The sequence below is a fragment of the Mycolicibacterium arenosum genome, from assembly GCF_024320865.1.
Taxonomy (GTDB): domain Bacteria; phylum Actinomycetota; class Actinomycetes; order Mycobacteriales; family Mycobacteriaceae; genus Mycobacterium; species Mycobacterium arenosum.
The window spans coordinates 344512-365729 of the sequence record NZ_JANDBD010000008.1 but is presented as its reverse complement, the minus strand read 5'-3'; the positions used below and the strand labels follow the sequence as shown (position 1 = coordinate 365729).

20 protein-coding genes and 2 pseudogenes are annotated in these 21218 nt (G+C 70.3%); 15 read left to right on the top strand and 7 right to left on the bottom strand.

Annotated features, from left to right (window positions below; translation table 11 throughout):
* Window positions 1-123: pseudogene (locus NM203_RS20880) on the top strand (acetyl-CoA C-acyltransferase); the annotation flags it as partial.
* A gap of 9 nt (window positions 124-132) precedes the next feature.
* A complete protein-coding gene (locus NM203_RS20875; RefSeq protein ID WP_255062264.1) occupies window positions 133-870 on the top strand; it encodes an SDR family NAD(P)-dependent oxidoreductase in 738 nt (245 codons plus the stop codon).
* A 21-nt stretch (window positions 871-891) separates the two neighbouring features.
* Here NM203_RS20875 and NM203_RS20870 read toward each other — a convergent pair whose 3' ends face one another.
* The 4 genes from NM203_RS20870 to NM203_RS20855 form a co-directional block, all read right to left on the bottom strand.
* Window positions 892-2271, bottom strand: a complete 1380-nt coding sequence (locus NM203_RS20870) for a hypothetical protein (RefSeq protein ID WP_255062262.1) — start codon at window positions 2269-2271, stop codon at window positions 892-894.
* A gap of 79 nt (window positions 2272-2350) precedes the next feature.
* Window positions 2351-3262 carry an MBL fold metallo-hydrolase gene (locus tag NM203_RS20865; RefSeq protein WP_255062261.1) on the bottom strand — a complete coding sequence of 304 codons (912 nt, stop codon included), beginning with the start codon at window positions 3260-3262 and terminating at the stop codon, window positions 2351-2353.
* 75 nt (window positions 3263-3337) lie between these two features.
* Window positions 3338-4216 (bottom strand): LLM class F420-dependent oxidoreductase, encoded by an 879-nt coding sequence (locus NM203_RS20860; RefSeq protein ID WP_255062260.1) that lies wholly within the window; start codon window positions 4214-4216, stop codon window positions 3338-3340.
* A 27-nt stretch (window positions 4217-4243) separates the two neighbouring features.
* Window positions 4244-5830: an LCP family protein gene (locus tag NM203_RS20855; protein WP_255062259.1), complete on the bottom strand. Its 1587-nt coding sequence runs from the start codon at window positions 5828-5830 to the stop codon at window positions 4244-4246.
* 117 nt (window positions 5831-5947) lie between these two features.
* On the opposite strand from NM203_RS20855, the gene NM203_RS20850 reads away from it, so the two are divergent.
* Both NM203_RS20850 and NM203_RS20845 read left to right on the top strand, forming a co-directional pair.
* Window positions 5948-6778 carry an LLM class F420-dependent oxidoreductase gene (locus NM203_RS20850; RefSeq protein WP_255062257.1) on the top strand — a complete coding sequence of 277 codons (831 nt, stop codon included), beginning with the start codon at window positions 5948-5950 and terminating at the stop codon, window positions 6776-6778.
* A gap of 129 nt (window positions 6779-6907) precedes the next feature.
* Window positions 6908-7714, top strand: coding sequence for a transglutaminase-like domain-containing protein (locus tag NM203_RS20845; protein ID WP_255062256.1), 807 nt, complete (start codon window positions 6908-6910; stop codon window positions 7712-7714).
* Between the two features lie 6 nt (window positions 7715-7720).
* Here the strand turns inward: NM203_RS20845 and NM203_RS20840 are convergent, their stop codons facing one another.
* On the bottom strand, window positions 7721-8701 hold the full coding sequence (locus NM203_RS20840) for an alpha/beta fold hydrolase (RefSeq protein WP_255062255.1): 981 nt from the start codon (window positions 8699-8701) through the stop codon (window positions 7721-7723).
* A 137-nt stretch (window positions 8702-8838) separates the two neighbouring features.
* Between NM203_RS20840 and NM203_RS20835 the strand changes: the two genes are divergently transcribed.
* The 3 genes from NM203_RS20835 to NM203_RS20825 are packed head-to-tail and all read left to right on the top strand — an operon-like array spanning window position 8839 to window position 11209.
* Entirely contained in the window at window positions 8839-9087 is a 249-nt protein-coding gene (locus NM203_RS20835) for a BatC protein (RefSeq protein WP_255062254.1), read from the top strand.
* An 8-nt stretch (window positions 9088-9095) separates the two neighbouring features.
* On the top strand, window positions 9096-10319 hold the full coding sequence (locus tag NM203_RS20830) for a cupin domain-containing protein (protein ID WP_255062253.1): 1224 nt from the start codon (window positions 9096-9098) through the stop codon (window positions 10317-10319).
* Window positions 10316-11209, top strand: a complete 894-nt coding sequence (locus NM203_RS20825; protein ID WP_255062251.1) for a ferredoxin family protein — start codon at window positions 10316-10318, stop codon at window positions 11207-11209. Before NM203_RS20830 ends, NM203_RS20825 begins: the two co-directional genes overlap by 4 nt.
* On the opposite strand, the gene NM203_RS20820 is transcribed toward NM203_RS20825, so the two are convergent.
* Window positions 11210-11575, bottom strand: a complete 366-nt coding sequence (locus NM203_RS20820) for an SRPBCC family protein (protein ID WP_255062249.1) — start codon at window positions 11573-11575, stop codon at window positions 11210-11212.
* Window positions 11576-11712: 137 nt separating this feature from the next.
* Here NM203_RS20820 and NM203_RS20815 point away from each other — a divergent pair, with 137 nt between their 5' ends.
* The 7 genes and pseudogenes from NM203_RS20815 to NM203_RS20785 all read left to right on the top strand — a co-directional run bounded on the left by NM203_RS20815 (window position 11713) and on the right by NM203_RS20785 (window position 19139).
* Window positions 11713-12582, top strand: coding sequence for an LLM class flavin-dependent oxidoreductase (locus NM203_RS20815; protein ID WP_255062248.1), 870 nt, complete (start codon window positions 11713-11715; stop codon window positions 12580-12582).
* A gap of 51 nt (window positions 12583-12633) precedes the next feature.
* Window positions 12634-13236, top strand: coding sequence for a TetR family transcriptional regulator (locus tag NM203_RS20810; RefSeq protein WP_255062247.1), 603 nt, complete (start codon window positions 12634-12636; stop codon window positions 13234-13236).
* A gap of 26 nt (window positions 13237-13262) precedes the next feature.
* Window positions 13263-13580: a hypothetical protein gene (locus NM203_RS20805; protein ID WP_255062246.1), complete on the top strand. Its 318-nt coding sequence runs from the start codon at window positions 13263-13265 to the stop codon at window positions 13578-13580.
* 31 nt (window positions 13581-13611) lie between these two features.
* Entirely contained in the window at window positions 13612-14481 is an 870-nt protein-coding gene (locus NM203_RS20800; RefSeq protein WP_255062243.1) for a LysR family transcriptional regulator, read from the top strand.
* A 100-nt stretch (window positions 14482-14581) separates the two neighbouring features.
* Window positions 14582-15790 carry an MFS transporter gene (locus NM203_RS20795; RefSeq protein WP_255062241.1) on the top strand — a complete coding sequence of 403 codons (1209 nt, stop codon included), beginning with the start codon at window positions 14582-14584 and terminating at the stop codon, window positions 15788-15790.
* A gap of 103 nt (window positions 15791-15893) precedes the next feature.
* Window positions 15894-17463 (top strand): annotated as a pseudogene (mbtM, locus tag NM203_RS20790) (long-chain-fatty acid--ACP ligase MbtM).
* Window positions 17464-17549: 86 nt separating this feature from the next.
* Window positions 17550-19139 carry a CocE/NonD family hydrolase gene (locus NM203_RS20785; RefSeq protein ID WP_303624981.1) on the top strand — a complete coding sequence of 530 codons (1590 nt, stop codon included), beginning with the start codon at window positions 17550-17552 and terminating at the stop codon, window positions 19137-19139.
* Here NM203_RS20785 and NM203_RS20780 read toward each other — a convergent pair.
* The gene (locus tag NM203_RS20780) at window positions 19126-20106 is read right to left on the bottom strand and encodes an NADPH:quinone oxidoreductase family protein (RefSeq protein ID WP_255062238.1); all 981 of its coding nucleotides are present in this window, start codon (window positions 20104-20106) and stop codon (window positions 19126-19128) included. The genes NM203_RS20785 and NM203_RS20780 overlap by 14 nt on opposite strands.
* Window positions 20107-20128: 22 nt before the next feature.
* On the opposite strand from NM203_RS20780, the gene NM203_RS20775 reads away from it, so the two are divergent.
* Window positions 20129-21217 carry an NAD(P)-dependent alcohol dehydrogenase gene (locus tag NM203_RS20775; protein WP_255062237.1) on the top strand — a complete coding sequence of 363 codons (1089 nt, stop codon included), beginning with the start codon at window positions 20129-20131 and terminating at the stop codon, window positions 21215-21217.
* Window position 21218: the final 1 nt, after the last annotated feature.

Here is a 21218-nt window from a genome sequence, read left to right as displayed (position 1 = left end):
TCGGGTGCGCGGATCACGCTGCACGCGGCGTTGGAGTTGGCGCGCCGGGGCTCGGGCTACGCGGTGGCCGCGCTGTGCGGCGCCGGCGGACAGGGCGACGCCCTCATCCTGCGCAGGCCCTGAGACCGCGGCATGACCTTCACGGGCGACGTCGCCCTGGTCACCGGTTCGACACGGGGGATCGGCGCGGCCACGGCGATGCTTCTCGCCGAGCGCGGCGCGCACGTCCTGGTCACCGGTCGCGACGCGCGCCGCGGGATGGCCGTGGTGGATACGATTCGAACCGCCGGTGGGACAGCGGAATTCATCGCCGCCGTGCTGGGCACCGCCGACCAGTGCGCGACGCTGGCCAACTACGCACTCGTAGTCGCGGGCCACGTCGACATCCTGGTCAACAACGCGGCCATCGCGTCGTTCGGACCGAGCGCGACCGTCCCGGAGGACGAGTTCGACGCGGGCTTCGCCGTCAACGTCAAGTCGCCGTACTACCTGGTAGGTGAGCTGGCGCCGCCGATGGCGGAGCGCGGGCGCGGGGTCATCGTGAACGTCACGACCACGGTGGCGTCACGGGGCACGGCGCAGTCAGCGGTGTACGCGTCCAGCAAGGCCGCGCTGAATCACCTAACCCGTTGCTGGGCAGCCGAATACGGGCCGTGCGGCGTGCGGGTCAACGCGGTGGCGCCGGGGCCGACGCTGACCGTTGACGCCCTGGACGTGGAGGACCTCAGCGCAGTGCGGGGCCGCGTTCCCGTGCGGCGACTCGCCCAGCCGTTCGAAATCGCCCGCACCATCGCCTATCTCGCGAGCGACGAGGCGAGCTTCATCAACGGTGCGATCCTGCCTGCGGACGGTGGCCGCACCGCGGTGTAGCTCTCAGTGCTCGGTTGGCGGCTAACCACCTGGCGCGGCGTACGGCGCCGAGACGAACCATCCCGTGACACCGCGGATCGCATGACGGACCGAGCCGTCAGTGGTGTCGCGTACGACGGCCGTTGTTCCCACCACCGGTGGTACGGCGAAATCCGCGTCGACCGCCGTCCGTTTTCCGGCACCCGAGAGCACCTTGGTCGCGACACCCTCGGTACCGATCACGGCGGGGAGTATCGACGGGGTGTCGAGTGCCAACAGCAGCGTGGACGAGCCTCTGCTCGCGTTCAGTACGCCCTGCGGTTGCACCCGACCGTCGGTGTCGATGAAGCGGTCGACGTCGTAACCGGCGCTGCTGTTGACGATCAGCGTGCCCGAATCCGCGGACTGCTCGATCGCCGTCCCGTAGGTCGTCCAGCGCGATCCGGTGAACGTGACCGAATCGCCGCGCAGGAATCGAACCGACACCGGACCCTTGGTGACGCGCAGGAAGCGGCAGCCGTGAAAGCCGATCGCCGCCGGCCCGGTGTCACCGTCGCCGATCACCACGTCCTCACCGCGGATGCGCTCGAAGTTCAGGCCGTGCAACGAGATCGATCGCGTGTCGTTGCCGGACAGCAGCAGCCCCCGGCCGCAGATCGAGAAGTCGCCGCCGACCCATTCGAGCGCCTCGACGGCGTTCTCGATGACCGCGCCGGTCTCGCATCCCACGGCGCTGCAGTTGCGCAGCCCCAGCGGTGCCGAGGGGGCGTAGTCGGTGCGGGGGAACAGCCATCCCGTCGTGGACTCGGTGACGCTGATGTCCTCGTATCCGCCATCCCACGCCGACTCGTGCCGGATGCCGATGTCGTGACCGATGACCGTGACGTCGCTGACGGTGAAGCGGTGAGCGAGTGTCACGCTCAACCCGACCGTGCCCTTCCGGCGATCGGCACCGGCCAGCGTCACGCCGGACACCGACCAGTCGGCCATCCAGCTGCTGCCTCCCGGCTCGCCGTGAGCGGTGATCGAGGCGTTCGCGCCCTCGTTGCGCAGCACCGTGACACCCCGCCCGGCGCCGCGGATCGCAACACCGCCGCCGCTGGGCAGCGTCATACCGAGGAAGCCGAACTCGCCGCCGGGCAGCACGACGTCGGCGCCCGCGGTGGCGGACTCCGAAATCGACGTGTTGAGCACGTCGGTGTTGGCCTGCGCGGATGCTGCCGTCGACAGGTCCGGCTGCACACTGCGCGCACTCACCTGAATCTCGACAGGGCGTGACTTCGGGAGTGCGGTGGCGGCTGCGGCGACACCCGCACCTGCCGCGGCGGCGGCGGACACGACCAGCAACCCACGGCGACCGCGGTTGGGCCTGGCGTCGTCGGAAGCTGCTGGACGTGGCGTGTCGCCGTCAGGGGTGGTCATGTCTCTCCGGATGTCGGGACGCACGGCGCAGGCCTCGACGTCGTCGCCAGTCTAGCGATCCGGACTCTTCTGGTTCGTGTCAGTAATCCCAGGTGGCGGGTACGCACCGGAAGACGTCGCCGTGGGGCGCCACGCGGCAGACCGACGGGAACGGCAGGTGGGTGGCCACCAGTGATTCGCCGGTCGCCGCCAGTTCGCGAAGCAGGGCGATCCGGACGCGGGCCGCCTCGACGGGATCGTGCTCGAAGCCGTTCTGCCACTCGGGGTTGTCGAAGCCCGGCGCGAAGACGGCGTCGCCGGCGAACGTCAACGCATCTGCGCCGGACGCCAACCGGACGATGCTGTGGCCGGGAGTGTGGCCGCCGGTGCGGGCGATGAGCACGCCCGGTGCCACCTCGTACTCCGTCTCGAACGTCCGCAGCTGGCCGTGGTACTGGTCCAGGAACTGGGTGGCGACGCGCCGCAGCGTGGGCGGCACCGGTGCGGGCATGTCCGTGTGGGTGAAGTCCGGTGCCCGCCAGAACTCCGCCTCGCGGGTCGCGGCGTGGATGCGCAGGTCCGGGCGCAGCCGTTCCTTCAGCCCACTGGTGAGCAGGCCGCCCACGTGATCCATGTGCATGTGCGTGATGACCACGTCGGTGATGGCCGCAGGGTCGATGCCCGCGGCCTCGAGTCGGTGCACCGTCTGTCCGGCCTTCGGGAAGTCCGGAAACTCCACCCCCAGACCGGCGTCGACCAGGATCGTGCGGTCGCCGCTGCGCACCACGACCACGTTGAGCGGCCAGTCGAGCACGTCGTGCGGGAGGAACCTGTCATCGAGCCACTGCCCGTACTCGTCTGCGTCGGCGTTGGTCGCCTGCGTCCTGGCGGTGATCGGCAGCACGCCGTCGCTGATCACCAGCACCTCGATGTCGCCGACCTGAACGGCGTACCGCGACGGAACCAACTCGTCGAGACCCCGAGCCCCGAGTGCAACGCTGTCCACGCTCATGATTTCTCCTCCTGTTGAGTGACACTCCTGCCCGGTCGAACGCGCCGCGCATCGGAAAGTCATCCAGGGGATGAGCTACGCGGTCGGCATCGCCGGGGTGATCCAGCGCTCCGCGAGTTCCGCCACCCACTCGGTGGCCGAACCCGGATCCTCGGGCGGGCTCTCCACGATCACGAGTTCGTCGACACCCAGGTCGGCGAGCGCCGCCACGTCGCTCACCGATGGTGACTGCAACGCGACCGCACAGTGCAGGTCGGCGATGCTTCGGTCGACGTGATCGCACTGTCGGGTCAGTTCCGCGATGCGGTCGGCGACCTCCGCGACGCCGTCGAGGTTGAAGCCGTACCAGCCGTCGCCCGACCGGGCGACACGCCGCAGCGCGGCGTCGCCGTTGCCCCCGACGATCACAGGAATCGTCCCGGCGGCGGGCTTGGGATGCACTCTGACCGAATCGAATTCGACGAACTCCCCGTCGAAGCTCGCGACGTCGTCACGCCACAGCGTGCGCAGCGCCGCAACGTACTCGTCGGTGCGTGCTCCGCGCCGGGAGAAGGGCACCCCGAGGGCGTCGAACTCCTCGCGGGACCAGCCGACGCCGATACCGAGGTGCAGCCGACCGTCGGAGAGGCGGTCGAGCGAGGCGGCCTGCTTCGCCACGATCACCGGGTTGTGCTCGGGCAGCAGTAGCACCCCCGTGGCGATGCCGATGGTCGATGTCGCGGCGGCCGCGAAGCTCAGCGCGATCATCGGGTCGAGCCAGTCGGCGTCGGCGGGCACGGCGATGCGGCCGTCCTCCGAGTACGGGTACCGCGATGCCTGCCGGTCGACCATGACGACGTGCTCACCGCACCACAGTGTGCCGAAGCCGCCGTGTTCGGCGGCCGCAGCCACCGCGTCGATGACGGGGCGGCGCGCACCCGCGCCGATGCCGAGTGCATGCAAGCCGATCTTCATCGACTAGGCCTAACACGCCGAGACGGTTCAGCGCACGCACGGGGTCGTGTCGCCGGACATCTCGGTGAGATCGGTCGGCATCGGTGCCCGCGTTCCGGCGGCCGTGGCGTCCACTGCGGTCACCTCGGCGGGAGCGGGCGTCGTGGTGGTGATCGCCATTCCGCCGCCGTACTCGTCGGCGGGGTAGTCCGAACCGACGGTGACGAGCACGGTGTTGAGCGGAACCGTGTCGGACGCCTCGGCGGTCACCGCGATCGGCAACTCGTCGGCGACCGCGGCAGCCGCCTGGTCCGCGCCCGGCCCGTACTCGACGACGGTGTCCTCGGACAGGGCGTCGGCCGTGCCCACGTCGCCGCGGGTGAAGCCGCGCGTGCTGAGGTGATCGGACACCGCCGTGGCGAGACCCTCGTGCCCGGTGGCGTTGACGACGTTCACGATCGCCGGCTCGGCGGCCGGGGGCGGGGCGGGGGCCGCGGACGCCGGCGGGTTGGGCGACCCGGTCGCGAACAGGTTGCGCACGATCGACCGGATCGTCGGGACGTCGACGATGTTCACGTCCTGCCCCAGCGGATCGCGCCCGAACTCGCCGATGGGCAACGTGTACAACGACATCCGCTTATTGCTCAGTGCCGACGCCTGATCGACGAACGTCATCACGTCGAAACCGGCGTCCACGGCGACGTTCTGCTTGGCGACCTGGGCGAGGTGACGTAAGGCGGCGGGATTCGACAGCGCACCACCGTCGCGCATCGCCTTCACCAGCGAGACGATGAACGCCTGCTGGCGTCGGGTGCGGTCCAGGTCGGTGAACAGGTCGTTGTTGAGGTCGCGGCGCTGGCGGACGAAGGCCATCGCCTGCGCGGCGTCGATCTGCTGCACACCGCGGTGGAAGTCGGCGCCCGAGAAGTCGTCGGCCGTGTCGTCGTTGAAGCACACCGTAATCGGTTGGACCACTTCGGCGATCTGGAAGAACGCGCCGAGCGTCACCTCGATGAAATGGTCGACGGGCACCCGGAGTAGATCGCTGATCGTGCTGATCTCGGCCTTACGGCCCGCTTCCCGCGCGACCTGCTCGCCGGCCGCGGGGTCGCCGGCCATGGTCTCCTGATAGGCCAGACCGTAAGCCTGCTTGATCTTGCCCTGACACTCGCCGCTTGGGCAGCCGTGCAGAGGGACGTAGTCGTCGCGCGGAATCGACACCGCCGTGACCGGGCCGTCGCCTCCCGGCACGTGCAGGAGGATCAGCACGTTCGCGTTGTATCCGCCCACGGTCTCGTCGCCCGCGTGCAGAGCGTCGTAGACGTCCTGGGGGAGTGGGTTGCCGTGCTGGTCGAGGCGGCTGTCGAGACCCATGATGAGGATGTTCTGGTCGCCGCCCACCGACGTCGTGGCCCCGGTGAGCGCGTCCGATGTGGTGATGCCGCCGGTGAGGTTGCGGAACGTCGACCACCCGATGCCGGTCGCCGCCACGACGAGCACCGCGATCAGTGCGACCGCAACGCGGCCGCACAGCAGGGCGCGTCGGGGTCGCCGGGGCGGTGGCAGGCGGTGACGCGGGCCCCCGACCTGCGGCAGCACCTCCGTGACCGGCTCGTCGGGCGGGCGTGGTGTCATGACGTTCGGAATTATCCGTCCGCTTGCTGAGAACCGCCTGACGAGCGACTCGGTGGGAATAGCCTCACCGGAAGGCGACGTTGGCAGCGACTAGGACCGGACGCTAAGGGGAACCTCGTGAAGATCGGCATCTCGACGTTCGTGAACGACGACACGATCGACGCGGTCACGCTCGCCCGTGCGATCGAGGAGCGGGGTTTCGACTCGCTGTCGATCGCCGAGCACACCCACATCCCCGCCAGCCGCGAGTCGGCCTACCCGATGGGTGGAGAACTGCCCGACATGTACTACCGCACGCTGGACCCGTTCGTCACGTTGGCGGCCGCCGCGGCGGTCACCTCGAGGATCGACCTGGTGACCGGCATCGCCTTGCTGATCCAGCGCGATCCGATCATCACGGCCAAGGAAGCCGCCAGTATCGATCTGATCTCCAACGGCCGCTTCGTATTCGGGGTCGGCGCCGGGTGGAATCTCGAAGAGATGCGCAATCACGGCACCGATCCGAAGACCAGAGGCGCACGGCTCGACGAGCAGATCGAGGCGATCAAGGCGCTGTGGACCGAGGAACCGGCCGAATACCACGGCAAGTACGTCGATTTCGACGCGTCCTACCTGCGGCCGAAGCCGGTGCGCAAGCCGCATCCGCCGATTCTGATCGGCGGCGCGTCGCCGGCGACCGTCCGGCGGGTCATCCGGCACGACGCCGGCTGGATTTCCAACCCGCTGCCCGTCGAGTATCTGGGGAAGTTCGTCGGCGAGATGCGCGACGGACTCGGTCACGACCTGCCGCTCGCGCAGTTCGGCACTCCGGTCGACCCCGAGTACTGGCGCGCGTCGGAGGAACTCGGGTTCGACGACATCGCGCTGCTGTTGCCGACGGCTCCGAAGGACGAATCGCTGCGACTGCTCGACGAGTACGCCGCGGCGGTCGCGACGTACCGGGGCTAGATCACACTCGTCGCGTGGTTGGCCCGCTCCGGCGTGGGTACTTCGTGGTGGCTGCCAGCGCGCGAGGCTCGATCCGATCGCCGTCGAAGCTGCGGTACACAGTCAACGGTGAGATAGAGGAGCAGTGTCATGTCCAAGCGCGAATTCGGAGCGGATGTCGAAGTGGCGGTCCTAGCGCCGGCCATTCTGGAGTTTCAGATCGCCGTGGCCCAGCAGACCGGAGCTGACGTCACGGAGGCGCTGAGCTTCGAGCTGAACGGCAAGCCCGTGGAGCCCGAACTCATCATCGGCGACCTCGGCACCCGCATCCACCGGTTCGCGGCCGACGAGGGCACGGTCACCGCGTCGTATCGCGCCACCGTGATCGGGCAATCCGATCCGTCGCCCGTCACCAGCTTCGACCTGGCGAACTACCTGCGTCCCAGTCGCTATGCGGAGTCGGACAAGTTCTTCGGTTTCGCGGCAACGGAATTCGGCGAGTACGCCGACTCGGTGACGGTGCTGGAGAAGGTGTCGTCGTGGGTGGGTACCCGGCTGAACTACGTGCCGGGGTCCAGCGATCCGATCGACGGTGCCGTCGACACGCTGCTCGCGGGGGCGGGGGTGTGCCGCGACTACGCCCACCTGGTGGTGGCGCTGCTGCGCGCGGTGAAGGTGCCCGCGCGGCTGGTCTCGGTGTACGCGCCGGGCTGCGAGCCGATGGACTTCCACGCGGTGGCGGAGGCGTTGGTCGACGGGGTCTGGCGGGTGGTGGACGCGACGTGCCTGGCACCGCGCCAGTCGATGATGCGCATCGCCACCGGTCGTGACGCGGCCGACACCGCGTGGCTCGACAACCACGGCGGGTCGATCTCGCTGAAGAACATGGAGGTCACCGCCGTGGTCGACGGCGATCTTCCGCAGGACTCGGTGACGGACCTGGTGTCGCTGCGCTGAGAAGCGTCAGCCGTCCTTCTGATCTACGAGCACCGCGCCGTCCGGCCGGTTGCCGAGGGTCTGCAGCGCGATCTCCTCGCCCGAGGCGGTGACGCGGATGATCGTCGCCAGGTCGGCGGGCGCGTCGCACTGCACGTAGTGGTCGGCGCCGGGGATCACCCAGTACCGGCTGCGGCCCGGCATGTCACGCAGGTACGCCTGCCAGACGTGGTTGGCGACCCGCAATGGGGCGACGCCGTCGTGCAGGCCCCACACCAGGCTGATGTCGACGTCGATCCCGCGCAACGCCTCGAGCCACCCCGTCTCGTCGGCGGCGCGCTCGCGCAGATACCGGACGGTGTCGGGCAGCACGCTGATCCCGTCGTTGCAGGCGAACGTCTTCGCGAGCGCGGCGATCTCCGGGTCGGTCGGGTCGCGGCGCGGCATGAACGTGGTCGCGCCGAGACCCGCGGCCAGCAGTTCGGGTGTGGTCGCCGCCGCCGTCGCGCGCCCGGTGGTGTCGTCGAGCAGCGCCGTCTGGAAGGCCGTCAGATTCGCCAGCGGTAGATAGACGTTCGCGTTGGTGAGAAAGACGTCCTTCGGCGGGCGGGTGGGCGCCAGCATGCCGAGGGCGATCATCCCGATGCTGCTGCCGCGGTCATGGGTCACCATGCGGTAGTCGGTCAGGCCCCAGTGCTCGGTGATGGCGTGCACCAGGAGTCGGGCGTCGTCGTAGAGGGAGTACACGTAGGGCGCGGCGGGCTTGTCCGACAGTCCGTAGCCGGGGAAGTCGAGCGTGAGGATCTCGAAGTCGGTCGCGAGTTCACTTGTCAGGGCGTGGAAGTCGATGCTCGAGGTCGGGAAGCCGTGCACGCAGACCAGCGCCGGAGCGCCGGGTGTCCCACCGCGTCGCACGAACACCTCGACGGACCGCCCGTCGTTCGCGGCGGTGGTGGATGCCCAGGTGAGCGTCGTCGCGCCCTGCCGCCAGTCGTCGAGGATGTCCACCGGCTCATGGTGTCACCTCGCAGCCGCCCCGGTAAGCCAACCCTTGCGTTTGAGAACCGCAGCGCAGGGAAATCCGGACAAGCCGTGCCCTGCAGATTCCTGCACAGCCCCGGCCCGGCGAAACGAAGGAGAACTCCATGGCGATCAACGACGACGACATCACGACCTCGGGCTCCGGTGGCGAGGGTCCGGCCGACGGCGGCTCGAACCCCGAGGGTCACGACGGTGGCGCCGACGGCACCGCGGGCGGTGAGGGTCCCGCTGACGGCGGCTCGAACCCCGAGGGTCACGACGGTGGCGCCGACGGCACCGCGGGCGGTGAGGGTCCCGCTGACGGCGGCTCGAACGCCGAGGGCCACGACGGCGGGGCGGACGGTACCGCCTAGCCACGGCCGTGCTCTCCAGATGCATCGGCACCGACCCCGGTGAGTTCGCGCGAACTCACTGGGGCCGGACGCCCCTACTGACTCGCCGGGACGCGCTACCCCGCGACTTCGGCGATCTGCTCGCCCCGGATACCGTCGACGAGCTTCTCGCGGAACGCGGCGTACGTGCGCCGTTCATCCGGGTGGCCAAGGACGGAAGCCTGCTGGCGCGCGAAACCTTCCTCGGTGCAGGTGGTTTCGGTGCGGAGGTGACGGACCAGGTCGACTCGGCGAAGGTCCTGGCGCAGTTCTCGGCGGGTGCCTCGATCGTGCTTCAGGGACTTCACCGCCTGTGGCCGCCGCTGATCGACTTCGTCCGGGTGATGGTCGACGATCTCGGTCATCCCGTGCAGGCGAACGCGTACGTCACCCCGCCGGGCGGGCAGGGCTTCGACCCCCACTACGACGTTCACGACGTGTTCGTGCTGCAGGTGTCCGGTCACAAGCACTGGACCGTCCACGCACCCGTGCACCAGGACCCCCTCGCATCGCAACCGTGGACGGACTACCGCAGCGAGATCGGTGACCGGGTTCGCGGCGCTCCCGTCATCGACACCGTGCTCGCGCCTGGGGACGCGCTCTACCTTCCGCGGGGCTGGCTGCACTCGGCGCGGGCACTCGACGACGTGTCGATCCATCTGACCATCGGCGTCGCCACCCTCACCCGGATGGACGTCATCCGCGCGGTCGTCGACGGACTGTCCGACGTCGACGAGTTCAGAGCCTCGTTGCCGATGGGCGTCGATCCTTCGGATCGCGATGAGATGAGCACGGCGACAACGAAGTTGATCGCGCAGTTGACCGAGGTGCTGCGTGACCGAACGGCCTCGCTGGCCGACGACGCCGCGCAGCGTCTGATGAAGCGGCACGCCGACCGGACCCGGCCGGTCGCAGTACGGCCCCTGGCGATGCACGCCGCCGCTGCGAACGCGGCCACCGTGAAGGTGCGATGGCGGCACGGCCTCGTCGCCACCGTGGAGCATCGCGCGGGCCGGGTGGTGCTGAGGCTGCCCGATCGCACGATCGACTTCCCCGGCGAGTGCGCCGCCGCCATCGCCGCCCTTCACCGCGGCGAGGTCGTCGGTGCCGGTGAAGTGCCCGGACTGGACGCTGCCGACGGTGAGGTGGTCATCCGGCGGCTCCTCCGCGAAGCGGTGGTGGTCCCGGTGTCGCCGCCGAATCGGGCCGAATGACGATGGGCGCCAAACGAACACCGTGCAGCGATCAGTCGCTGGCGCGCGCGGACCCGATGTTCGGCACCGCGTCCGCGGGTTCGACCTGGCTGATGTTGGAACTCGAGGGACCGTGGGGTCCGTCCGCGTTCCTGCAGTCGCCCACGGTCATCGATCCCACCCTGGGACGCGCGATCGTCCGACGTGCCGAGGCGGCGAAGATGCGCATCGCCGCGATCCGGCGTCACGGGCGTCGCTCCGGTGACCCGCGGTGGCGCTGGTATGTAGCGCAGTCCGATCCGGGCGGTGAAGCGCTATACCACGGCGAGGTCGACGACCCGCGCGATTACCTGGAGGTGGCGCTGGACGGCTCGGACGGCGAACGCGTCGACGGACCGCTCGTGGCGGTGTGCGCGCACGGCAAGCACGATCAGTGCTGCGCGGTGCGCGGTCGTGCCGCTGTGGCGGCCATCGCCGCCGAGTATCCCGAATCGACCTGGGAGTGTTCGCATCTGGGCGGCGACAGGTTCGCCGCGACCATGCTGGTACTACCGGTCGGCCTGTGCTACGGCCGAGTCGACAGCGCGGATGCGGTCGATCTGATCCGGCGATATCACGACGGTCGGCTGAACGACGAGTTCCTGCGCGGACGGACCTCGCTCCCGCACGCCGTCCAGGCGGCGCAGCACTTCGCGCGAGAGAAGTGGGGAGACGACCGCATCGACGCCTGGGCTCCGGCGGACGTCGCGACGCGCGACGGGTCGACGCGCGTCACCCTCCGAGACGGAGCCCGAACGGCCGTGGTCACCGTCGCCGAGCGGATGTCCGCACCGCTGCTCTCGCAGTGCGCTGCGACCACCGAGGGGCGGGTTCGCACGTTCGTCCTCGAATCGCTCAGCAGGAGCGGGTGATCAACGCTCCGCAAGCGTCTTCAGCGCGATGAGATCCCTGGTCACCGCCGCGGCATCCGCATCGAACTGCTCTGCGGTCTGGTCCGCCCGTTGGCGCAGCGTGAACACGATCTCGCACGCGCCGGGGGTGTCCGCCCGAATGATTCGCATCGGGTTGAACACCTCCGCCCCGTTCGGCATGCGGACCACGTGGTCGAGGACGCCGTAGGGGTTGGTGGCCGCGAACTCGGTCACCTCCAGCCCCAGTTCCGGATCGGCAAGGCCGGCAGCCCATTCGGCGAGCCGGTCTTTGTCCGAGGCGACGCCGTAGACGCGCTCCCAATCGGCGTCCACCCACACGCTGAGGTGTCGTGACAAGTCGGTCATGCGTCCTGTCTACATCCTCGGCAGCCGGCGTCGTGAACGAATCGGACAGGCTCAGCACGGGCTGCCGGATGACGACGAGGCTCGCAACATCGACGTGGGCCGCGTTACGAGCGGGCCGTGCGGGAATGATGGTGGCCGTGACGAGCCATCCTCGCGTCGGTTGCGTGTTCCGCCCTCAGTTCGCCCCCGAGCGTCTCGCGGGGGCCGCCCGCGCGGCCGACGCCGCCGGCCTCGACGAACTGTGGCTCTGGGAGGACTGCTTCCTGGCGGGTGGGATCTCCGCCGCGGCCATCGCGCTGTCGCACAGTGACCGACTCACCGTCGGGGTGGGCGTGCTTCCGGTGCCGATGCGCAACGTCGCGGCCGCCGCCATGGAGATCGCGACGCTCGCTCGTGCGTTCCCCGGTCGTGTCCGGATCGGACTGGGGCACGGGGTGCTGGAGTGGATGGGGTGGATCGGTGCCCGCGTCGAGTCGCCGATGACGCTGTTGCGCGAGTACCTCGTCTGCCTGTCGGCGCTGCTGCGCGGCGAGCGGGTGACGTTCGACGGTCGCTACGTCCGCCTCGAGGACGTCGCGCTGGACTGGCCACCCACCGAACCCGTCGAACTGCTCGCGGGCGGGGTGGGGCCGAAGACGTTGCGGCTCACCGGGGAACTGGCGTCCGGAACCGTGATCACCGGCGGGACGACGCCGGACGGTCTGCGGACAGCGCTCGGCCACGTGCGCGACGGCGCCGGAGAGTCGACGCGCGCGGTGGTGGCCTATCTGCTGTGCACGACGGGTCCGACCGCGCAGGCCGATCTCCGCGCCGAGGCCGAGTTCTGGAAGCTCGACCCCACCGACGACGTCGGCGTGTTCGGCGACGCGGCCCGGATCGCCGGGGGCGCGCGGCGCTGGGTCGATGCCGGTGCGGACACCGTGGTGCTGCAGCCGACGGCGTCGGTCGATGTCGAGGAGTTCGTCCGGTTCATCGGCGCCGAGGTGCAGCCGCTGCTGCAGCGCTAGGGACTTCCGCGGCACGGTCAGCCGGCCTGCGGGCCATGCGATGCTGAACGCGTGGCCGGGTTGCGGGAGCAGAAGAAGGCGGAGACGCGGGAGGCCATCAGCCTCGCCGCTGCCCGGCTCGCCGGCGAGCGCGGACTGGACTGCGTGACGGTCGACGACATCGCCGAGGCCGCGCGCGTCGCACGCCGGACGTTCCGGAACTACTTCCCCAACAAGGAGTCCGCGATCCTGCATGCGGTCGACGTGTTCGTTGCGCACTACGTCCGGTTCCTCGTCGGTCGGGCCGACGCGGAGCCGCTGCTGGTGAGTCTCGAGGAGGCCGCCGTCGCCCTCGTCGGGTCACCGCACCCGGTCGACCGGGTGCTCACGGTGCGGCGGTTGTCTGTGGACGCTCCCGCACTGCGGGTGCGGTGGGCGGGGACGGACCGGGAGGCGCGCCTGGTGCCGCTCACCGCGGTGATCGCGGAGCGCACCGGCACCGATCCCGCCGTGGACGTGTATCCCCGTGTCGTCGCCCACGCCGCGTGGGGAGTGCTGGTGTCGGCCCTGGATATGCACTCGGGTGCCGACGACGATTCCGGTCGGTTGATCGAGCGCCTTCGCGCCGGCTTCGCCACGCTCGCGAGCGGGATGTCGCCGACTTGGGATCGGTAGCCGTGCGGATCGCGTGTACTCGTCACATGACTTCGAACAAGACATTCCAGCGCGCGCTTGCCGCAGTGATGATGTCGGGCGTCGGCGCAGCCGCGGCCGTGTGCTTCGCCGGCACCGCGCACGCGACCTATGGCGCCGGTGAGGGCCCGATCGACGCGTGGAGCAACTACGAGTGGTGCCCCGGTGACCCGATCCCGCAGTCGGACAACCCCCTTCCGTTCGACACGAACGGGTGTCACTTCTGGCACTACCAGTCCGTCCGCGACGGCGCTCCGACGCTGTACTGGATCGTCGAGGGCATCCGGCCGAGCCAGTGCCCGCCCATCGCCTACATGTGCCCCTGAGTGCGCAGCTCGCGCGGGCTATCGTCGAGCGGTGCACCTGGACGATCTGCGCTGGTTCGTCGTGCTCGCCGACACCGAACACGTCACCGATGCCGCCGCGGAGCTCGGCGTCAGCCAGCCGACGCTGTCCCGTGCGCTCGCGAGGTTCGAGGAACGGGCGGGCGTTGCGCTGTTCGACCGGGTGAATCGCCGGATGCGGCTCAACGAGTACGGACGCATCGTGCTGGAGCACGCCAGACGCGGGCTCGCCGAGATGGAACTCGCAGGAGAGCGGATCGCCGCGCTGCGTGACCCCGACTCCGGTCGAGTCCGGCTGGCCTTCCTGCACTCCCTGGCCAGTTGGTATGTGCCCGAACGACTGCGACGGTTCCGGCAAGCCGCGCCCGCCGTCGCGTTCGACCTCTTCCAGGGTCCCGCCCACGAGATCACCGAGCGGGTACTCACCGGCCAGTCCGATCTCGCGATCACCTCGCCGCGACCGGAGGCCGCCGAACTGGCCTGGCGGCGCCTGCACGTCGAGCGACTCTGCCTCGCGGTGCCGCGCGACCATCCGCTGGCCGCCAAGTCGCGGATGCGGCTGTCGGCAGCCGCGGGGGAGCCCTTCGTCGCGCTCGAGCAGCCCTTCGGGTTGCGGCTGCTGATGGACGACCTGTGGGCCGAGGACGGCCTCGAACCCGAGATCGTGTTCGAGGCCACCGAGATCCCGACCATGGAGGGCCTCGTCGCCGCGGGCTTCGGCGTCGCCATCGTCCCGGTGCCGCGCGACGGCGGTGACCCGAAAGTGGTGCACGTCCCGCTGACCAACGCGCGCGCCAAGCGGGAGGTCGGCGTGGTGTGGGTACGGGACCGCATCCTGCCGCCGCCCGCCGAGCGTTTCGCGGATTCCCTGCAACCCGAATAGCCGCGACGGGTAGACGCACCTGTGATCATGCGTTCAGCGCATCAACTAGCTGATATCCATACATTGGACACATGGGGAGGAGGCTCGTAGCGTCGCGCCGGTGACGATCGATCAGGGCACCGAACGGGCGTGGACGGGCCACGCCCCCGGCTCATCCGATTACCTGCGTCTGCTGGCTGCGCTGTTCTGTGCGGGTGTCGCGACGTTCGCCCAGCTCTATTCGCCACAGGCGGTCCTCCCGCTGATCTCGGCGGACCTCGGGATCGGCGCGGCGCAGGCCGCGCTGACCATCTCGGCGTCCACCGTCGGCCTGGCCGTCGGCGTGATCCCGTGGTCGTCGATCGCCGACCGCATCGGCCGCGTCAGGGCGATATCGCTGTCGGTGACCGGTGCGACCGCCGTCGGACTCCTGGTGCCCTTCGCGCCGACCTTCGAACTGCTGCTCGCCGGCCGCTTCGTCGAAGGGCTCGCGGTGGGGGGTGTCCCCGCGATCGCGGTCGCCTACCTCACCGAGGAGGTGCACCGCGGACACGCCGCGCGCGCCGCGGGCACGTTCGTCGCCGGGACGACCATCGGCGGGCTGCTGGGCCGACTCGTCGCGAGCCCCGTGGCCGAGGCCGCCGGCTGGCGGGCGGGGGTGTTCACGGTGGCGGCGCTGTGCGGCCTCGCGGCGATCAGCTTCGTCAGACTCGCACCGCGATCGCGCGGCTTCACGCCGTCGCGCCAGGAGAACCCCGAGGGCGGCCTGGCCCATCGGCTGGCGGTCAATCTGCGCACCCCGCGCCAACTGATCCTGTTCGCGCAGGCCTTCCTGTTGATGGGCGGATTCGTGGCGCTCTACAACTTCCTCGGGTTCCGGTTGACCGGACCGCCGTTCCTCTTGGCGCCCTCGGTGGTCAGTCTGGTGTTCGTCGCCTACCTCGCGGGTACCTGGGCGTCGACGCGGGCGGGCCGCGAGGCGTCGCGGTTCGGCCGCCGGCCCGTCCTGCTGGTGTCGATCGCGGTCATGGCGACCGGGGTGGCGATCACGTTGAGCGACAACCTGTTCGTCGTGCTCGCCGGACTCGTCGTCGCGACCGCCGGCTTCTTCGGCGCGCACTCGATCGCCTCCGGATGGGCCGGACACGCGGCGCCGGCGGGCAGGGCCCAGGCGTCGTCGCTGTACAACCTCTTCTACTACGGCGGGTCGAGCGTCATCGGCTGGTTCGGCGGCGTGGCGTTCGACGGCTGGGGCTGGACCGCGGTGGCGGTGACGGTGCTGGTGCTCGCGGCCGTCGCGGCGGCCGCGGCGGCGTTCCTGCGTGACTGACAGTTTCGTCAATTGACCGTGTACGGTCCTGGGGCATGACCGCTGTTTCGCAGCGCACCGTCAGCTCAGCTACCGATCGCGACGTCGCTCGATCGGAGCGCTGGTGAACCCGCTGGCGTCCGCGCTCACCGAGAGCCTGACCACCACCACGAGCGACCTCGCGGTGCTCGCCGACGGCGAGTGGGCCCGCCATCCGTGGGCAGAGGTGTACGCGAGAGCCGAGAACGTCGCCGAGTGGCTGGGCAACGAGCAGGTGACCGCGCTGGGACTGGTGGGCGAGCCGACCGTCGAGTTCGTCGCGGCGGTGATCGGGGCGTTCCTCGCCGATGCGGCGGTGTCGATCCGGCCCGGTGCGCGGCGCCGACACCGAACACTGGGCGCTCACCACGCTGGATCGCTTCTCCGGCATCGGCATTCGGAACGTGCTGAGCCAGGGCGTCTACCTCGAGCGCTTGACCTCCGTCGAGAGTGCCGTCGCCGTCGCCGACACGACCCCGCACGCCACGGCGGCGCGCAGCACGACCTACGTAGCGCCCTCTGCGCCCGCCACCACGGCGATCCTGCAGGGCACCGCGGGGTCGACGGGCACGCCGCGCACCGTGTCGCTGTCGCCGGACGCCGTGCTGGCCAACATCTCCGGGCTGAACGCGCGCATCGGCGTCACGCCGGACGACGTCGGCTGCTCGTGGCTGCCGCTGTATCACGACATGGGATTGAGTTTCCTGCTGTCCGGCGCGCTGGGCGGAACGCACGTGTGGCAAGCACCGACCTCCGCATTCCAGGCCTCCCCGTTCCGCTGGCTGAACTGGCTGACCGAGAGCGGCGGCACCATCACGGCCGCGCCGAACATGGCCTACGGGCTCATCGGCAAGTACTCGCGACGCGTCACCGACGTCGACCTCGGGCCACTGCGGTTCGCGCTCAACGGCGGTGAACCCGTCGACTGCGACCTCACGGGCCGGTTCGCCACCGAGATGGCCCGGTTCGGGTTCTCGGCGGGAGCGCTGGCCCCGTCCTACGGGCTGGCCGAATCGACCTGCGCCGTAACCGTTCCGGCGACGGGTCGCGGGTTGGCCGTCGACGACACGGTCGTGCACACGTCGGATGGCGCCGCGCCGCGCCGCAACGCCGTTCTCGGCGAGCCCGTTCCGGGGATGGAGGTGCGCATCGAGGGGCGTGCCGACACCGCGTCGGAGTACACCGACCGCGAGGTGGGCGAGGTACTGATCCGCGGCACGTCGATGATGTCGGGTTATCTCGGCGACACCCCGCGTAGCGCCGACGAGTGGTTCGCCACGGGCGATCTGGGTTACGTGGTCGACGGCGGCCTGGTGGTGTGCGGCCGGGTCAAGGAACTCATCACGGTGGCGGGGCGCAACGTGTTCCCCGCCGAGGTCGAGCGGGTGGCCGCGGGAGTGCAGGGTGTCCGGGAGGGTGCGGTGGTGGCGGTCGGTGTCGGCGAACGCTCGATTCGGCCCGGCCTGGTCGTCGTTGCGGAGTTCCGCGGGCCCAACGAGGCGACGGCGCGCGCCGACCTGATCCAGCGGGTGGCGTCCGAGTGCGGCCTGGTGCCGGCCGACGTGTCGTTCGTCCGGCCCGGATCGCTGCCCAGGACGTCGTCGGGCAAACTGCGGCGGCTCGAGGTGAAACGCGAGGTCGAATTGCGACGGTGACTGGCGGTGGCCCTAAGGTGTCTAGCTGTGCCGCAGATTGATCGCCGGTGACGGGCGCCCCGCTGACCCGACTGGCCCAGCGAGTCATGTCGGCACGCGCCGGGCTCGAGCCCGAGACCTCGCGCTACCGGGTGTCGCGCGGTCTCGTCGTCCCGATGCGCGACGGCGTGAACCTGATCGCGGACCACTACCGGCCGCTGACCGACACCCCCGCCGGCACACTGCTGATGCGCGGTCCCTACGCCCGTGACTCGCTCGCGGCCAGGGCGACCATGGGCCTCTACGCGGCGCGGGGCTACCACGTGCTGCTGCAGAGCACGCGTGGCAGCTTCGGGTCCGGCGGTTCGTTCGACCCCGGCGTCAACGAGACCGCCGACGGCGTCGACACCGTCGAATGGCTACGGCAGCAGCCGTGGTTCACCGGGTCGTTCGCGACCGTGGGTGCGTCCTATCTCGGGTTCACCGGCTGGGCGCTGATGGCCGACCCGCCGCCCGAGCTGACCGGTTCGGTGATCATCATGGCGCCGCACCACATCGGCCGGGCAGCCTGGGGCAGAGGCACTTTCGCACTGATCGACTTCCTCACCTGGGGCTACCAGGTGACCTGGCACGAGCGCGGCGGCTGGATCCGGCAGCTGATCCGCAACGCGCTGATGCCGCGCAAACTGCAGCCCGTGCTCGAGACCCTGCCGCTGGAGGATGCGGCCGGCAGCGTGCTGGGCGGCGCCTCGCCGTTCTACGAGCCCTGGCTGCACAACTCGGAACCGGACGGCGACTACTGGATTCAGCGGTCCGCGTCGATCGACGTCGTGCAGACCCCGGTGCTGCTCATCGGCGGGTGGCAGGACATCTTCTTCGACCAGACCGTCGAACAGTTCATCTCACTCCACGCGAGGGGCGTCGACGTCACGCTGATGATCGGTGCGTGGACACACGGCCAAGGCGGCACCGCCGCCATCCGGGAGTCGCTCGAGTGGCTCGGCGGGCAGCGCAGAACCACTCCGGTGCGCGTCGAGGTCACCACCGACGCGGGTTGGCGCGACCTGCCGACCTGGCCCCCGGAGGCGCGGGAGATCGCGTTGTGCCCGCAGCCCGATGGCGCCCTGGCCGACCAACCCGCTTCGGGCACAGCGACGTTCGTCTATGATCCCGCCGAGCCGACGCCGACCCTTGGCGGCCGGCTGCTTGCTCTGTCGGGTGCCGGGTACGTCGACGACTCCGCACTGGCGCAACGCTCGGACGTGTTGACGTACACCGGACCCGTGCTCGCCGCCGATCTCGAGGTCATCGGGGTGCCGCGCGTCGAACTGACCCACTCGGCGGACACCGTCGGCGCCGACGTGATGGTGCGGCTCAGCGACGTCGACGCAGAGGGCCGGTCCCGCAACGTGTCGGACGGCTACGTGAGCCTCGCGTCCGGCGCGCAGGCGGCGCTGCGCGTCGACCTGGACTCGGTGGCGCACAGGTTCCCGGCCGGGCACCGCATCCGGTTGTCCGTCGGCGGTGGATCCTTCCCGCGGTACGCCCGCAACCCCGGCACCGGGGTGCCCGTCGCGACCGCCACCGAACTCATCCCGTCCACACACGTCGTCGAGTTCGACGGGTTCCGGCTGGTCCTGCCCACTGCGTGGATCGAGGCCCCGAGCGACGTGTCGGCGGTCGCTACCGGACGGTGACGACGACCTTGCCGGTGGCGGTGCGCTCCTCGAGCGACGCGATGGCGTCCGCGGCGCGCTCCAACGGGTAGACGACCGGTTCCGGGGCCGACACCGCGCCGGAGGCCAGCAGCGGCTCGAGCTCGGCCCACTGCTCGGCCAGATAGCCCGGATGGGTGCCCGCCCAGGCGCCCCAGCCGACGCCCACCGCGTCGACGTTGTTGAGCAGCAGTCGATTCACCTTCACGGTCGGAATGTCGCCGCCGGTGAATCCGACGACCAGCAGCCGGCCGCCGGGGTTCAGCGTGCGCAACGAGTCGGTGAAGCGGTCACCGCCGACGGGGTCGACGACGACGTCCACGCCGCGGCCGTCCATCAGCTCCCTGACCGCGTCCTTGAATCCGTCGGCGAGCACCACGTGGGTGGCGCCCGCATCCCTGGCGACGTCGGCTTTCGCCTCGCTGCTGACCACCGCGATGGTGCGCCGTGCGCCGAACGCCGGTGCCAGTCGCAGCGTCGACGTGCCGATGCCGCCCGCCGCCCCGTGCACCAGGACCGTCTCCCCGGAGGCGAGCCTGCCGCGCGTGCGCAGCGCGCAGTGCACGGTCAAGTCGTTGAAGAGGATGCCCGCGCCCGCCTCGAACGACACGTTGTCGGGCAGCTTGAACACCCGATCCGCGGGTAGCGCAACGACTTCCGCCATCGCCCCGGTGAGCATCGTCAGCGCGGCGACACGGTCACCCGCCTGCACGTGTGCGTCGGCGGGCGCGCTCCGCACCACCCCCGCGACCTCGGCGCCCGGAATGTAGGGCAACTCGGCCTTGTGCTGATAGAGCCCGCGGCTCTGCAGGGCGTCCGGGAAGGCGACACCCGCCGCGTGCACGTCGATGACCACCCAGTCCTGGCCGTCGGGTGCGGTGGGTTCGTCAACCTCCACCAGTTCCGCGGCGTGCGGTCCGTCGAGCCGGGGGATGTGAATGGCGCGCATTCGGTCCATTTAACATCCCGGAGTGATCGATGCACGCGCCGCTGTCGTATTCGCGGAGGGGGCCGACCCCGAGTTGGCCGACGTCCAGGTCAGGCCGCCTGCGGACGACGAGGTGCTGGTGCGTATCGAGGCGACCGGCATCTGCCACACCGACGTGTCGGTTTCGGCGAGGTGGCCCGCCAGGAAGCTGCCGATGGTGTTCGGCCACGAGGGCGTGGGCATCGTCGTCGAGGCCGCGCCCGGCGCCCGCGCCGCCGTCGGTGACCGGGTGGTGCTCACCTTCGCCAGCTGCGGCGGGTGCGCGAACTGCCTCCGGGGCCGGCCGGCCTACTGCGCGCAGTCGACGACGCTCAACATGCGCGGGGACACCGGCGGCGCCCTCAGCATCCGGGGAAACCCGTTGCGCGGCGGCTTCTTCGGACAGTCCAGCTTCGCCACCCACGTGCTGGCCCGGCCTGCCAACACCGTGGTCGTCGGGTCCGACGTCGACCCCGCGTTGGCCGCCCCACTCGGGTGCAGCGTGCAGACCGGCGTCGGCACGGTGCTCAATGCGATGTCGGTGGGTGCCGACGACGCCCTGGTCGTCTTCGGCGCGGGAGCCGTCGGGCTGTCCGCGGTGATGGGTGCGGTGATCGCGGGGTGCGCGCACATCGTCGCCGTCGACCCGATCGCCGAACGGCGGGCGCTGGCAACCGAACTCGGGGCCACGGCGGTGATCGACCCGGCGGTCGACGACGCTGCGGCGGTGCTCGCCGCGCTGCCGGGCGGCGGTCCGACCGCGGCGATCGACACGACGGCCCTGGCTCCCGTGATCGCGGGCGCGCTGGCCGCACTGCAGGCGTGCGGCACGCTCGCGCTGGTCGGCCTCGGGGCGCTCACCGCGGAGTTGCCCGTCGGCCTGGTCATGGCCAAGGGCCTGCGGGTGCGCGGCGTCGTCGAGGGGGACGGCGACCCGCACGTGTTCATCCCGCGGTTGGCCGAGTTGTGGCGTCGCGGCGAGCTGCCTCTGGAGAAGCTGGTGACGCGCTTCGAGTTCACCGATTTCGACCGGGCGTGGTCGGCGGCGAAGGGTGGCCGTGCGGTCAAGCCGGTGCTGATCCTGCCGCGCTGAC